Below are 14747 nucleotides of genomic sequence, written 5' to 3' on the forward strand. Positions count from 1 at the left end.
TTAAGCCGTTCAACAATCTGTTCGGTGATCACAACGGCACCTTCTTTCCTTCCCCTTCGTTCATCTTCAATTTCTTTGTTACATTCTCAAGATGGACTCTCATGGCCTGCGCTGCTTTTTCTTCATCCTGTTCTTTAATAGCCGTGAAAATGCTCATATGCTCCTGAAAAACCTGTTCACGTTTTGCCGGAAGTCCCACGTTTTTCTTAAGAGAAAACGCAATTGCTTTCCTATACAGATCATCGATGTTTTCCATTACCTGTATCATGAAGCGATTTTTCGTTGCTTTGATCAGGTGTTTATGAAAATTCACGTCTGCCAGATCGCCAACTGCTTCGGGGTTCGTCAGTGTGATTTCAAATTGATCGAGGGCTCCCTTCATTTTTTCCAGGTCGGCCTCATCACGACGCAAGGCAGCAATAGCTGCTGCCTGTGTCTCCATAACCATCCTCATTTCCAATAGCTCAAATACCTGTTCCACGGGAATGTATTCAATCGCTAACGAACCAAGCATGTCTGCCATATTAACCTCTTTAACGAAGCTTCTGCCGCCTTGCCTGGATTCAATGATCCCGCTGGCAGATAATACGCTCAATGCTTCCCGGACAGGCGCACGGCTGACGCCAAACCGTTTGGCCAGTTCATTCTCGGATGGCATCGGCTCATTTGGCGGGAACTTGCCTTCTTTTATCATTTCCTTCAGCTGATCCAGCACCTGGGCCGAGATTTTTTTTCGTTCGATTTTCATGGATGTTAGCTCCTTATATGGTGATTTCGACTGAACTGCTTTTCTTAACTCTAATGATATGGAAAAGAATCGCGAACACACAAAGCCCGAATCCGGCAATATCCGTGATCATGCCTGGCTTAATCAGCATTAAAGCCCCTGCCAACATTAGGACTCTTTCAACAATCGTCAGCTTGGCATTCAGGTAGTTTCCAAGTGAACTTGCCAGGGCGTAAATGCCCAGTGTGCTTGTGATGACCACAAGTGCTACCGATAAAATGGATATCGTTTCTCCCTCTGCTGCCTGAAGCAGAATGATAGGATTATAGGCAATCATGAACGGGATGATAAAGCCCGGCAATGAGATTCTAAGCGCTTCCCATGATGTCTGCATTGCATTGGCGCCGGCCAATCCTGCTGCGGTATAAGATGCCAATGCCACAGGCGGTGTAATGTTGGATAATGCACCAAACCAGAACACAAAGAAGTGGGCCGCAATCGGGTTAACGCCAGCTTCTACAAGGGCAGGAGCTGCCGTAACGGCAACGACGATGTAAAGGGCTGTGGATGGAAGCCCCATGCTTAAAACGATGCAAGTGAGCATGACGACGATTAAAATCAGCCAAAGCTGACCGCCTGTTAATTCGACAATATTATAAGCTAGTGTAGATCCAATTCCCGTCATAGTGACAACGCAGATGATGATTCCGATAGCGGCACAGGCAATCCCGACCTGAATCGTCCCTCTACCGCCTTCAATGAAAGCTTCAATCGTTTTAGAGATCGTGATCCTGGAAGATTTATCTTTTGCCAGCCAGCTCGCAATGATGACTGCGCCGATCCCTGCAAATCCTGCAAACAGGGCTGTTTTTCCCATTAAGAGTGTAGTAATAACAACGATAATTGGGATAAGGAGAACCCCGCGTTCCTTCAGGATTTGGACGACATTCGGAATATTCTCTTTGCTGATGCCTTTTAGGCCTTGCTTTTTCGCTTCAATATCAATGGCAAAAATCAACGCAATGTAGTATAGAAAACTTGGAATGATCGCTGCCAGGATGACTGTCGTATAAGAGATTCCGAGGAAACCGGCCATGATAAAGGCCGCAGCGCCCATAATCGGCGGCATAATCATTCCGCCTGTTGAAGCAGCCGCCTCTACTGCACCGGCAAACTTTGGCTTAAGGCCAATGGATTTCATCAAAGGAATCGTAAAAGCTCCTGTTGTCGCAACATTGGCAACCGCACTTCCGCTCAAAGACCCTGTCAGCGCACTTGAGATGACCGCAACCTGAGCCGGGCCTCCGCGCTTTCTGCCTGCAATGGCAAGGGCGAGATCATTGAAAAGCTGGGTGGCACCGCTGACAGACAGGAAGGCACCAAAGAGGACGAACATGACGATGAATGTGGATGCCGTCGAAAGCGTTAACCCCAGCACGCCCTCAGTCGTCATATAAAGACGGTACAGCAGGCGTTCCAGTGAAAAGCCGGCATGCCCGAATATCCACGGGAAATATGTGCCAAACAGGGCATATACAATAGCGCCTCCGCACAGGATCGGGATAAAGATCCCAACTGCCCTTCTCGAAGCTTCTAGGAGGACAATGATCGTAATAGCACCAAAAATATAGTCGATCATAATAGGCTGGGAGCCCCGGTCCACATGAATGGTTGTGTAGTTCAGGAGCAGGTAGCCGAGACCTGCAATCGCAAGTGCCGCAAAAACATAATCAGGGGCTGTAAACCTTTTTTGATTGGAAGTCTTCCCGGCCGGATAATAGAAAAAAGTCATTACCAAAAGGATGCCGAGGAAAATCAGGTTTCTATAAATCTCTTGAATATTGGATAATCCATTGGAATAAATAGCAAAAGCAGAAAACAATACAGCAATGATGGCAGCCGCTTTTTTGTATGGACCTTCCAGCAGCCGCATGCCGCCGCCAGCTTCTTTATCCAGATCAGCTGGCTGTACAATGGGTTCGCTTGTTGATTTTGTCATTCTTTTCCCTCCTTTATTTCGCTTCCGGCGGAATTAGATTGTCAGGTATATCAAGGCCTGCTTCTTTAAAATATCTGTAGGCTCCGGCATGCAATGGCACAGATACGCCATCAAGGGCCGTTTCGAGAGTCATTTCCTTGGCAGAGCTGTGAACCTCATACATTTCATCAAGATTCTCATAAAGCGTTTTGGTTAAGATATAGATGGTTTCTTCATCCATTTCTTTTGTTGTGGATAAAAGGTTCGGCTGGGCAATGGTGTTGATATCTTCGTCAATTCGGGGATATGTCCCGCCAGGAATCACATAACGATACCAGCTGTCGGATATTGCATTAATGGCATCCAGCTGCTCATCAGTTACTTCCAGGATCGATGCTTTGACATTACTTGCATACATATCTGTTACAGCGGAAATCGGGATACCTGCCGGAAGGGAGCCTCCATCCAATCTCCCGTCACGCATCGCGGAAACCGTGTCACTGTAGCCAAGATACTCAGGAGAAATATCCTTTTTCGTAAGACCGAGACCATCCATCATCACGACTGTGGATTGCTCCGTACCGCTGGCCTGCGGCCCAACAGAAAATTGCGTTCCTTTTATATCGTCGATAGTTCCGCTTTTGATCTTATTGTTCATCAGCACGAAATGCTCCACATTGGGCCAGAGCATGGAGATTGTGCGGAGATCCTCATAGCGCTTTCCTTCAAAAGAGTCGTCACCGGCATAAGCCTGAGAAGATATTAATCCCTGAAGAATAGCAAGCTGTGCTTCCCCTTCACGCAGAAGTTCGATATTTTCAATGGATCCGGCAGAGGACTGGCCGCTCGCCTGGATTTTTTCACCCTTTAAATGGCTGCTCCAAATATTAGCCATTCCAACTCCTATCGGGTAATATGTACCTCCGGTTGATGCGGTCGCAACGGATACGAATTTTTTATCCTTGTTCTCAGCCGCTGTCCGCACGCCAACAATGGCAATAAAGACAAGTGTCAGAACCGATATGATAATCTTCCACTTTTTTTGAATCATAAAATCCTCCCTTTCCAGGTAATTATGTAAGCGCTTCTTCAAACTTGTATTACAAGTATACAAGATTACATGTTTTGAATTCAATTAAAATTCTGATTTTTCTTTTTTATTTAGCTGGATTCCTTGAGGATTCAGGGGTTTCTGAATTGAAAATAGGAAAATTTACCTTGTGGGGGTTGGAGGTTCATTTTATTAAGAGGGGTGGCGGCGGGTTCGGACTCTGAGTGGCGGATTTCGCCTTTCTCTGTCTGAAGTTGGGGCTGGTTCGGACTCCGGGTGCCGAGTTTCGGCTTTCTCTGTCCGAAGTTGGATCGGGTTCGGACTCTGGGAGCTGGATTTCGGCTTTCTCTGTCCGAAGTTGAGCAGGGTTAGGACTCTGGATACCCGGTTTCGACTTTTTCTGTCCGAAGTGCCCTCAGGGTTTAGACCTGAAGAAAAGACCACTCCCTTGTTTTAAAGGGAGTGGCCTTTCTGTTACAGCAGCTTACCCATATAATATTCATCCACAAATTCGCCGTTTATCATAAGCGAATGTTTTTTGGTGCCTTCGATCTGGAATCCCGCCTTTTTATAGAGGGCGACACCGGCCTGATTCTGGATAACTGTTGTAAGCTCCAGCCTGTGGATATGGTTTTCACGCGCCCATCGGTCCAGTTCTTCAAACAGTTGGGTGCCGATGCCCCGGCCTCTGTGTTCCCTGAGAATGCCTGCAACCAGATAGGCTGAGTGCCGGTTTCTCTTTGCTGCACCGCCGATGGCCATTACGAAGCCTATCAATCTATTATCTTGTTCCGCGATGATGATGGTCGAATGATCTGCTTTTTGGATGGCTTCAATTCTCTTAAGCTGCGTATCGGCTGATGTCTGCCTTTCACCTGGCTCGAAAAGCATGTAGTCTGATTCGTTTTCTACGTGGGTGATCAGATCGGCAAGGGCCTGTGCGTCTGCTGGTTTTATGTGGCGAATATTCATATTGGTTCTCCTTTTTATTTTTCTATTAAACTCCCGTCTCTCTCCACCGTCCGCGCCAATACCGCCCCCGCAACAAGTCCCCAAACAGGAGCGCTGATATGAAGAAAGCTCACGCCTGATAAGGTGACGATGAAGGCAGCGAGGGAACTTAGCCTGTACCGGTTTCCGGAAAAGCCCGTTTGCAGGCTGGAATGGAGGACGCCAATCAGGGCAAACCCGGCGAGCAGTGAGACAAAAGCCTGCGGAAGCGACTGGATGAAGGGCACGATTTTCCAGGCGAATATGCCAAACACAATCGTAATTACGCCTGACACCACTGCTCCCATATACCTTTTCTCCCTCGGCCCTGAATCCATTCCGGCACAGATGGCGCTCATCATCCCGGCGATATTGGCACACTGTCCGCCAAAGAAGCTTGTGATTACGGAGAAGACACCGCTTGATGAGACGATTTTCCGAATAGGGGGCTTGAAATCTTCGCTTTCCAATGCCCCGATTCCTGGTGCTGCATCATTGCTCAGAATCAGCATCGCGAGCGGGAGGGCAATGGTTACGAGCCCCATCCAGCTGAATTCAGGCATCTGAACAGACGGGAGAAAATACGATATCTCTTTGGCCGGATGGACATCGGCTGTCAAAAACAATGCGGCAAAGGCAGCCGCAACGGCTGCGAGCACAGGCGGGAACTTTTTCACATATCTCGTAAAAAGCAGAAAACTGACTAACGCCGCTCCTCCGACAACAGGCATTTCCTGTATGGCAGGCACGAGTTTCACGACATACCCGGCAACGAGCCCGCCAAGCATGGAGGCGATAACCTCTTTTGGCACCCAGCCAATGATTTTTGTAAACAGACCTGAAATGCCTACCAGAAAAATCAGCAGCCCGGACATTACATACCCGCCAATCAGCTCAGGATACGAGTATTGTGCAGTCACCGTCGCCAAAAAGGCTGCACCTGTAATCGAATGCCCTCCTGTAATGGGAATACGATATAAAATCGGCATGAGGATGCTGTAGACACCACCGAAAAAATAAACCGCAAACATCCAGTTAATCGTCTGCTGATCCGTGAATCCACCTGCTGATGCTGCCTGCAGGATGATCAGGGCAGGCCCGGTCATGACCAGCGTGCTTGCAATGATCCCCGATGATATATTTTCAGCATTTAGATCCCTTATGAAGGAACCCTTTTGTTCCGCCTGACTGTATCCGTTATGCCTCTCCTTCGGCAAACCCATTTTTCCTGCCCCCGACTTCTGAGTATTTTACTTACTATCATGATTTCAAACAGGGGAATTGTCAAACTATTTCGCCTATAAAAATATCTACTCAGCCGATGTATTCTCGCTTGGCAGCTGCAGAACTCTCTTGTCGTCTTCAGTTTTGGTTAATTGATAGAATAAAAGTATACTAACTATCCCCATAGATCCAATTAACGTTGTCATAATCATCGGAGACATCCAGTTGCTTACTATCATAAAGATCCCGGCTGCACTAACTCCGAGTATCATAGCAATGGTGTATAAAGCCATATAAGAGCTGCGTGCATGATCTGGCACACTGCCTGCCAGCATGGTCTGCTGAACAGGGATATACAGCATTTCACCAATGGATGCTATGAACATAGCCAAAATCAAGATAAGCGGTGATGTGCTGAAACTTACAACTGTGTATCCCGTGAAAAATAATAGCAGGCCAGCCAGGAATACATAGCGGTCATTATATTTTTTAATAGCTGCTGTAATCATCATGGTAAAGCAAACAATAAGTATAGTGTTTTCCGTTTTCAATATACCAAGCATATTGACACCGTCCACTTCCAAGGGAAGAAAAGATAGAAGCGGAACAGGTTCGCCGATTTTATTTGCGAGGTGAACACCTATGTAATTGGTTAATTGCTCCTCCACCGAAACAATAAGAAGACTTGCTATTGAAAAAACAGTAAAGAATCGGTGCGCCAATATGTTTCTGTATGCTTTTATTATGCTTGAAGTACTTCTGTTAGACTGGTTGGCTTTTGCGGGAATATATGTTTCTTGAATAAAGAAGGCAGTGATGAGGAATGAACATACTATCGACAGGGCGGCACCTAACAGCAGGTAAAAGAGATAATCAAAGAATAGGAAAGCGCCAGCCATGCTGCCCACGGCAATACCCGTATTGCGAACCCAATAAGAGTAGGAATAAATGGTCTTTCTTTCTTCCGGCAGGCTTACATCAATAATTAACGCCTGGTATACAGGATTGGCTGCACCGCTGCTGAATTGGATAAAAACAAAGGCGGCAAACATCAGATAAGGATGTGCGTGCACAAAGGCAGCACCAGTAAACCCTATAAACATAATAAATTCAGCTAAAAGGATAATTTTTTTTCGTCCTATCCGGTCTGATGCGAATCCTCCCAAGATAGAACCCCCGACATGGGCAATCATGACTCCCAGGAATAAAAATCCCGTGATTAAATTTCCCGTCTTGCCGGAGAGGTAAATAATCAAATACGGCAATACAGACATCGTTGAAACGGATGAAAGGAAAATCAAAAACAGCCGAATTCGAATGGTTGAGTTAAAAGTCTTAAACTTCATATTAAGATCGCCTCCACTAACGATTGATTAATCAATCATTATTGTGATAAAAAAGGAACCTACTTACTTATAGGCCCGAATAAATTTATGGCGGAAGATGCATAGCTCTCCGACACGTTACTATATCTTTCGTCTGTCGAGTTTAACCGGATTCCGATGAGAAGACTGGTATAAAGAGTTGCGGCAGTCAATGGATCCTGTTGAACTAATACCCCTTTTCGCTGGCCATTTTTTACTAGCTGGCTGACCTTCTCTCTAAATTCATCATGAAATGCATCCAGCTTTGCAAAAATGGCCGGATACCGCTGATGCTGTCCGACAACCTGAACAACTAAAGCCAGATAATTGTTAATTCCAGCGAAAAGTTTAATATGGCCACGAATCATCTTTTCCAGCTCCAGCATTGGATCTTCAGCATCGGTGTTAAAGTCGAAAATTTTAACAGACAATTCATGCAGCGGCTCCGCTACTGCAGTATAAAAGAGCTCCTCTTTATCTTTGAAATAAGTAAAAACACTTCCAAAGCTAATATTTGCTGCCTGAGCTATCTTTTTAATGGTTGTTCCTTCATACCCCTCTGCAGCAAACAGGTATGTCGCTGCTTCTAGAATGGTTTCTCTTCTTTTTTTCATATTTGTTATTTGCTGTTCTGAAAGCGGCATTTAAAAACTCCCATCTACGAGTGATTAATCAATCATTTGTAACTATTATACTGGAAAATATTGAAATTTCCAAGCTCAAAAAAAAATACCCTCACAGGATATTTCTCTGTTTCGACAAATTTCGGGTGGTGCCTGTCACTTTATGAGATTCCGGCGGTTCCGAAAAAAAGAGCCCCTATGAGGCCCCCAGCTCGTTCCGATTAAAATAGATATTTAAAACCTGCTTCAAAGATTGGTCGATCTGCACCCATTCATCCAGCTTGTAGTTATTCAGCACTTCCGCCAGGTTTGGCTTTATGCCAATCAATTTGATGATGCTGCCTGTCATGAAGTTCAACGTTTTAATCAGCTGGGTGAATTTCTCGATGCCTTTTCCCTCAATTTCTCCTACTGCTGTCAGATCAAAAAGGATTTCGTCATATTCGCCGGCAAAAACAGCCTTCAGGCAGCTTTCGGAAATAATGTTAATTTTATCTGAAGTGATATCCCCAAATAATGGGATCAGGCAAAGTGTTTCAGACAGCGGGATAAACGGTCCGGACAATTGATTCAGGCGGGTCAGCACCTGCTCCAGCTCTTCTTTTTTCTCCAAAAGTTCAAAGTCGGTGGAGGTGAGGCGCTGCTGCAGCTGCATCAGTTTATCCATCAGTCCTTCGTTTGAGCTGTCTTTGGGCAGAAATAGCATATTGGCATGATCCTCGCTGTCCCATTGGATATGAACCTCAAATAAACAGAGTGGCATTTCCTTGGTCTTCATATTCAGTTCCAGCTTTACAGGATCCACACCGGGCTCCCAGCTGTACTGAATGAGCTTTTCAATGCTTTCTTCATCGATGATTCCTTTTAGGTGCCCCCGCTCAGGTCAAAACATTCCCGTGCGATAGTGGAGTAGCTTACTATTTTTCCGTTTCTGTCAGCTTTTAAAAACGCAAGCGGAAGCGCATGATTAAAATATTGCATTTTGCCGTCCTCCCGCTTCATAATTTTGGAGCCATTTCTTTGTTTCCGGCAAATCTTTAAGGATAACTGTACGATCGGAACAATACGGAAGCAGGTCATACTTCCCTGCCAATCGCCCGCCAAGAATAACAGCCGGCTTATGCGGCAGCTTGGCAAATGCCTCGGCATATTCCCTCAGCTTCGGCAGGTGATAGACGATGCTGACCGACAGGCCGATGACGCTTGGCTTCCATTCTTTAGCCGATTTCAGCGCATATTCCAAAGGCAGGCTCGGGCCAAAATATTTCGTCTCCCAGCCGTGCTCTTCAAAAAGACTGTTGACCATTTTCAGTCCAATATAGTGCTGTTCACCATCCAGGCAAAGAAACATGGCTTTTTGGGGCGATGATCTTTTTTCACGCTGATAAGCGAGCTTTGATAGTACAAAATCACATGTAGCTGTTGCCAGATGCTCATCTGCCACTGTGATTTGATTCGTCTCCCACAGATGGCCGATGTGCTGCATCGCAGGTGTAATCAGATTTTGATAAACCTCGATACGCGATAGCTGCGGGTGCTTTTGAAGGTTGGCCCAAACTTTTGCAGAATTACCTTCCAGCAGTAGAGAAGCGAGTGTTTCAGCCTGGTTCACTTTACACTCCTCCCTTCAAAGGTTCACCTTTCAAAACAGCAATGGCTTCGCCCAGGTATAGCTGGAACTTCTCTGTCTTTTCAGCAGAATCCTTATCTTCAGCCAGCACAGCCTGAATGATTTCGAAGTTGTCGATCAGATGCTGGGTCTTCATCCCGTGCTTAGTTAAAATGCCCTCAAGCCAAACGGCATAATCAGTGAAAAAAGCAGATTTGTCCAGCTCATAGGCTGTCACCAGATGCTTCATATGATGATGATTGTCTTCCCGGCACTTCTCTTTTCCCTGTTCGCCGAACCGTTCCAGAAGGGAAGGCTCACGCTCATAAATTTTCTCGGTAACACTATTTACGATCTTATCATGATTCACTTAGCCACCACCTTGTATTGCGCTACTTTTGGAATCACAGCAGCCAGTTCCTGATCCGGATATTTCTTTTCCAAATCATGGATTCTTTTAAAGTCCTCGCTCCGGACCCAGTTTATATAGTTTTCCTTTGTATCAAAAATGAGCTGCACAGTCAGTTCACCGGCGCGTTTATCATTCTGCAGAAGCAGAAAATCGACAAACCCCTCTGCCTGGTCGACCGACCTCGAGCGATTTTTATATATGCGAATGACTTCTTCCGACTTTTCATCGGGAACGTCGAATGTTGAAAAAACAGTGTACATGAACTCTCCTCCAATTTTGGGAGTCTTATGGCTTCTTCAGTATAACACACTGTTTAAGATTGTCATTTTGGAAGGGTTACAGGTTGGAGCCGGGGGATTAACAGCAATCTCACCTCCGCTGCGTTCCACAAGTTCGTCTATATTCACCCATGGCCACCAATACTCAGCCTTAGGTCTGATAGCAAGATATGTCTCTGGCTCCTTATAGCTCTCCTTTATCCCGGTTAAGATAGTATTTGTAATAATTGTTATTTTTTACCTGAAAATAAGGTCAAACATCGGCGAAATAGGTCGGACGAATTATTGGGAAATTTAAGAAAAAAGTAGTTATTAATACCTATTAACCTCTGTATAATTAGATCTTGGGTGCAATTTTTCACCATTAGGGAGTTAGGAGAATGTTTATGAAAGTATTAAAATTGGTTGTAGAGAGAAAGATTTTGGTTGCGCTTATGACAGTGCTGGTTTTGGCCATTGGCAGCTTTTCCATTATGGAATTGGATAAGGAGCTGATGCCACCTGTGACAATGGATGGCGCATATGTGGAAGTTAGCGCTGGTGAAATGGCTGCTATTGAAGTGGAGCGATCGATTACCAATCCTCTGGAGCAGCAAATCAGGGGAATTGAGGGAGTTGAATCAGTAGACTCCACATCGGCAATCGGACGGAGCTCATTTCAAATTACGTTCGATGAAGGCCTGGGCGATGAGCTGTTTAATGAAGTAGAGGCAGCTGCCAACGCAGCAAAGGGCGACAATGCCGCGATAACGGATGTCACGGCCGGGCAGTACGGTACCACTCAAAGCTATGAATTTTATATGGATGTATCCGGCGGCAGCATGGAAGAGATGACCGCTTTTGCTAATAAAGTTCTGGAGCCGCGCCTGGAAGCATTGCCGGAAGTCCGGGATGTATCGCTTGCAGGGGTTCAGGAGCACGAAGTACTCATTGAATTGGACCGCAGCAAATTGGCTGAAAAAGGACTGGATTCAGCAGCTGTGATCGGTGCTATTCAGCAGGTTAACAGCGAAGCCACACTGGGAGAACTCAGCAGCGATGACAGCTCTCCTTCCCTTCGCTGGAATATGAAGCTTGAAAATACCGCAGATGTACAAAATATCACCATCCCCTCACAAAATGGATTTGTTGATTTGAAAGATGTGGCAGATGTTAAATTTCAGCCGGTTGAAAGCTCATCGTTCGTCTGGAAAAACGGCACTAAGGACTTCATTTTCGTTCAGGTTGGACGCTCAGCAAATGCCACACAAATTGAAATGGCAGCCGCGGTCCGTGATGAGGTGAAGAACATTCGCAAAGACGGTCTGGTAAAAGACTTTGAACTGAATGAAATGGTGGCACAGGCCGATTATGTGCAGGAATCGATTGATGGCGTAACCGGCAACATTTTAATCGGCGGCGTCATTGCCATTGCCATTCTGCTGATCTTTTTAAGGAATGTAAAAGCCACCTTTATCATCGGTCTGTCGATTCCGACTTCCATCCTGCTGACATTTACAGCGATGTGGGTTTTTGATTACAGCTTTAATATTCTGACTCTGATTGGCCTCGGTTTGGGGATCGGAATGATGGTGGATTCCTCGATTGTCATTATAGAATCCATCTATCGAAAGAAGGAACAGGGCCTTGGCAAGCTTGAGTCCGTGCTGGAAGGAACCAAAGAAGTATCCTCAGCTGTCATTGCTTCGATGCTCACCACAATTGTGGTATTCCTGCCAATCGGCCTGATTGGCGGCGATGCGGGCACATTCATGATCATGCTGTCTGCTGTGGTAGCCATTACGCTCATCAGTTCGGTTATTGTCTCGTTTACATTAATTCCTTCACTTTCGGAAAAAATGCTGAAGCTCCGCAAGCCAAAGAAAGCACACAAAGAAGGACCGATTATGCGTATGTATAGCCGTCTTGTAGCCTGGGCCATCCGGAAAAAACGCTACAGCTTTGCGGTCATTGCGATTTTCTTCCTGATGTTTGCCGGTTCCTTAACACTTGTGACGAAAATTCCGATGACGATCATGCCCGATATGTTCAACCGCTACACAGAGCTGATAGTTAACCTGGAAACAGGGCTATCTCCTGATGAAAAAGAAGACATCGCTCAAGGAATCAACCAGAAACTGCAATCCATTGAAGATGTTGAGTCCAATTATGTCATGGACGAGGGCGGGATGTTCTACACGATCATCAATATGACAAAAGGCGATGACATTACAAGAGAACAGAAAGATGTCAATGAAGAGATTATGAAGGAACTTCGCAACCTGTCCGATACTCTTCCGGTGAAAAATGTCCAGAGTGCGATGTCAGCTGGCGGCGGCTCTCCAGTTCAGGTAAATATCAAGGGAAAAGATTTTGCAGATTTGCAGAACCTTGCCAGGGATTTTACAGAGGATCTGGAAAAGATTGACGGCATTGTCGGTGTGACCAACTCAATGGTGCGCACATCAAAGGAGCAGGTTGTTGTTTTAAAAGAAGAAGCAATTGAAAAAGCAGACTTAACCCAGCTGCAAATCAGGCAGTTTATCGAGCAGGCGTTTATGGAAATGCCTGTCGGAGTACTGAGCATAAATGAAGAAAATGTGCCGCTTGCTTTAAAGTGGTCTGAGAAAACAGATTCCAAATCAGCTCTTCTGGACTTAAAAATTCCGACTGCTGAGGGAGAGAAAGCATTATCTTCCTTTATAGAATTAAAAAGTATCGATACACCGAATGAAATTTCCCATAATGACGGGGAGCGCTTCATCTCCATTTCGGCTGACATAGAAGGCAAAGATCTTGGGGCTGTGAATCGCGAAGTTCAAAAGCTGATTAATGATTTTGAAGCCCCTGCCGGCTATAGTGCTGCAGCTGCCGGGGATCTTGAGCAGCAGCAGGAATTAATTATGGATATGGTGTTTGTTTTAGCGATTGCCATTTTCCTTGTCTATCTGGTGATGGCTGTCCAGTTCAACCACCTTGGACATCCGCTGATCGTTATGTCTGTCATTCCGATGACCATCGTCGGCGTCATTCTTGGATTGTTCCTGACACAAATGGAGCTGAGCGTGATGTCTGGAATGGGTATTGTTATGCTGATTGGGATCGTGCTTAATAACGCCATACTGCTGATCGACCGTACGAATCAGCTCCGCAAGGAAGGATTCTCTGTTGAAGATGCACTTATTGAAGCAGGTAAAAACCGCATCCGTCCGATTTTCATGACTACTCTCACTACAGTTGGCGGAATGCTTCCCCTTGCTTTGGCTTCGGGAACTTCCGGCAACTACCAGGCACCGATGGCAACCGTCATTATTTCCGGTCTGCTGTTTGCTACCTTTATTACGCTTCTCCTGATTCCGGCGGTTTACCGCTTGTTCACCGCGTCCAGCCTCCGTTTTGGCTGGTTAAAGAAAAAGCAGAAAAAAGTGAAAGTGATTCCCGAAACCGTTAATTAACTGTGAACAGCCCCCTCAAAAAAATGAGGGGGCATTTGCGGATATTTCAAGCAATATGGACAAGGGCTCTTTCCTTCTGATTTTTCCTTCATATATTAGGAGGAGAAAGGAGTGAAACCCATGTGCCATTTTTGTGTTGAAGAATATTATTACAAGAAAAAGGTCTGCTGCAAAAAGAAAGAAGAGCCAGAACATCACGGCTGCAAGAAATGCACAAGCGATTTTAAACACCACTGTTCCTGCCCAAAATGTTCCTTTGAACATAAAAGCTGCTCCTGTAAAAAATGCTCACCTGAAATTCATCATTGCACCTGCAAAAAATGCTCATTTGAACGTCATCACAGCTGCTGTAAAAAGTGTTTCCACAGCTCTCACTATTAATCCAGTAAAAACAGCGGCCAGCATTGCTGACCGCTTGCTTTATTTTTTTGCTGCGCTCTTCAAACCCATCATCAAAAGGCGAATAACCAGAAAAAAGAGGATAAAGCCTATGAACGAATAAGTATGCTTCCAATGGATGAGCACAAACATATCCAGTAAGCTAAATAACGGTTCAATGATATAAGCAAACAGGATTCCGAGGCCCAATGATGCTGCCGCATAGCTTTTCCAGGTGCTGAAGTACTGGTAAATCAGCATCCCTGACACCGGAATGACCACAAAATCCGCCGGGACTAACGGAGGAATAAAGTGAAACAGCTTATCAGGATATCCCCACAAAAGAAAGCTCACTCCCACAACATCCAGGAAACAGGCGAAGATCGCACAAATTAAGCCGAATGTCATAATTTCAAATAACCTGCCCTTATCCACCAGCCTCCACCAAATAAAAAATGGCAAAATGCTCGCAGCCAGCAGCAGCCACCAATTAAAGCTGAACAAATCCTCATTCAGCCAATGTTCAAGAGAAACATCTCTTAATTTCTCCCTTAGGGTTTGCTCATCTTTATAGGAAGGAATGCGGCTCATCTCGTCACCTGCCATTTTGAGTTTGTATCTTGTTACTCATCTTCCCCATTGGAAGGAGTTACATACAGTAAGCAGATGGTTTTAGTGA

Annotated in this window: 14 protein-coding genes; 1 reads left to right on the plus strand and 13 read right to left on the minus strand. The window is 45.4% G+C overall.

Annotated elements, in window-relative coordinates:
- Positions 1-28 precede the first annotated feature (28 nt).
- From LLY41_RS19365 to LLY41_RS19415, 11 genes are all read right to left on the minus strand, one after another.
- Complete coding sequence (locus tag LLY41_RS19365) at positions 29-748, minus strand: FadR/GntR family transcriptional regulator (RefSeq protein WP_095244267.1); 720 nt, start codon at positions 746-748, stop codon at positions 29-31.
- A gap of 13 nt (positions 749-761) precedes the next feature.
- The gene (locus LLY41_RS19370; RefSeq protein ID WP_304586237.1) at positions 762-2726 is read right to left on the minus strand and encodes a TRAP transporter permease; all 1965 of its coding nucleotides are present in this window, start codon (positions 2724-2726) and stop codon (positions 762-764) included.
- Between the two features lie 13 nt (positions 2727-2739).
- Complete coding sequence (locus tag LLY41_RS19375; protein ID WP_304586240.1) at positions 2740-3756, minus strand: TAXI family TRAP transporter solute-binding subunit; 1017 nt, start codon at positions 3754-3756, stop codon at positions 2740-2742.
- Between the two features lie 474 nt (positions 3757-4230).
- A complete protein-coding gene (locus tag LLY41_RS19380; protein WP_304586242.1) occupies positions 4231-4728 on the minus strand; it encodes a GNAT family N-acetyltransferase in 498 nt (165 codons plus the stop codon).
- 14 nt (positions 4729-4742) lie between these two features.
- On the minus strand, positions 4743-5969 hold the full coding sequence (locus LLY41_RS19385) for a benzoate/H(+) symporter BenE family transporter (protein ID WP_304586244.1): 1227 nt from the start codon (positions 5967-5969) through the stop codon (positions 4743-4745).
- A gap of 87 nt (positions 5970-6056) precedes the next feature.
- A complete protein-coding gene (locus LLY41_RS19390) occupies positions 6057-7316 on the minus strand; it encodes an MFS transporter (RefSeq protein ID WP_304586245.1) in 1260 nt (419 codons plus the stop codon).
- Positions 7317-7375: 59 nt separating this feature from the next.
- The gene (locus LLY41_RS19395; protein WP_095244261.1) at positions 7376-7978 is read right to left on the minus strand and encodes a TetR/AcrR family transcriptional regulator; all 603 of its coding nucleotides are present in this window, start codon (positions 7976-7978) and stop codon (positions 7376-7378) included.
- A 175-nt stretch (positions 7979-8153) separates the two neighbouring features.
- Entirely contained in the window at positions 8154-8762 is a 609-nt protein-coding gene (locus LLY41_RS19400; RefSeq protein WP_304586247.1) for an STAS domain-containing protein, read from the minus strand.
- 162 nt (positions 8763-8924) lie between these two features.
- On the minus strand, positions 8925-9569 hold the full coding sequence (locus tag LLY41_RS19405; RefSeq protein WP_095244259.1) for a cobalamin B12-binding domain-containing protein: 645 nt from the start codon (positions 9567-9569) through the stop codon (positions 8925-8927).
- A gap of 1 nt (position 9570) precedes the next feature.
- Complete coding sequence (locus LLY41_RS19410) at positions 9571-9936, minus strand: globin family protein (protein WP_095244258.1); 366 nt, start codon at positions 9934-9936, stop codon at positions 9571-9573.
- Positions 9933-10238: an antibiotic biosynthesis monooxygenase family protein gene (locus LLY41_RS19415; protein ID WP_095244257.1), complete on the minus strand. Its 306-nt coding sequence runs from the start codon at positions 10236-10238 to the stop codon at positions 9933-9935. Before LLY41_RS19415 ends, LLY41_RS19410 begins: the two co-directional genes overlap by 4 nt.
- 404 nt (positions 10239-10642) lie before the next feature.
- On the opposite strand from LLY41_RS19415, the gene LLY41_RS19420 reads away from it, so the two are divergent.
- Positions 10643-13690: an efflux RND transporter permease subunit gene (locus tag LLY41_RS19420; protein WP_304586250.1), complete on the plus strand. Its 3048-nt coding sequence runs from the start codon at positions 10643-10645 to the stop codon at positions 13688-13690.
- Between the two features lie 15 nt (positions 13691-13705).
- On the opposite strand, the gene LLY41_RS19425 is transcribed toward LLY41_RS19420, so the two are convergent.
- Positions 13706-13954 carry a hypothetical protein gene (locus LLY41_RS19425; RefSeq protein ID WP_095244255.1) on the minus strand — a complete coding sequence of 83 codons (249 nt, stop codon included), beginning with the start codon at positions 13952-13954 and terminating at the stop codon, positions 13706-13708.
- Between the two features lie 156 nt (positions 13955-14110).
- A complete protein-coding gene (locus tag LLY41_RS19430) occupies positions 14111-14659 on the minus strand; it encodes a CBO0543 family protein (RefSeq protein ID WP_304586251.1) in 549 nt (182 codons plus the stop codon).
- Between the last annotated feature and the right edge of the window lie 88 nt (positions 14660-14747).

The sequence above is a fragment of the Cytobacillus firmus genome, from assembly GCF_023612095.1.
Taxonomy (GTDB): domain Bacteria; phylum Bacillota; class Bacilli; order Bacillales; family Cytobacillaceae; genus Cytobacillus.

Coding starts and splice junctions, on each gene's coding strand:
- LLY41_RS19365 (WP_095244267.1), bottom strand. CDS start 748: ATGAAAATCGAACGAAAAAAAATCTCGGCCCAGGTGCTGGATCAGCTG.
- LLY41_RS19370 (WP_304586237.1), bottom strand. CDS start 2,726: ATGACAAAATCAACAAGCGAACCCATTGTACAGCCAGCTGATCTGGAT.
- LLY41_RS19375 (WP_304586240.1), bottom strand. CDS start 3,756: ATGATTCAAAAAAAGTGGAAGATTATCATATCGGTTCTGACACTTGTC.
- LLY41_RS19380 (WP_304586242.1), bottom strand. CDS start 4,728: ATGAATATTCGCCACATAAAACCAGCAGACGCACAGGCCCTTGCCGAT.
- LLY41_RS19385 (WP_304586244.1), bottom strand. CDS start 5,969: ATGGGTTTGCCGAAGGAGAGGCATAACGGATACAGTCAGGCGGAACAA.
- LLY41_RS19390 (WP_304586245.1), bottom strand. CDS start 7,316: ATGAAGTTTAAGACTTTTAACTCAACCATTCGAATTCGGCTGTTTTTG.
- LLY41_RS19395 (WP_095244261.1), bottom strand. CDS start 7,978: ATGCCGCTTTCAGAACAGCAAATAACAAATATGAAAAAAAGAAGAGAA.
- LLY41_RS19415 (WP_095244257.1), bottom strand. CDS start 10,238: ATGTACACTGTTTTTTCAACATTCGACGTTCCCGATGAAAAGTCGGAA.
- LLY41_RS19420 (WP_304586250.1), top strand. CDS start 10,643: ATGAAAGTATTAAAATTGGTTGTAGAGAGAAAGATTTTGGTTGCGCTT.
- LLY41_RS19425 (WP_095244255.1), bottom strand. CDS start 13,954: ATGTTCAAAGGAACATTTTGGGCAGGAACAGTGGTGTTTAAAATCGCT.
- LLY41_RS19430 (WP_304586251.1), bottom strand. CDS start 14,659: ATGAGCCGCATTCCTTCCTATAAAGATGAGCAAACCCTAAGGGAGAAA.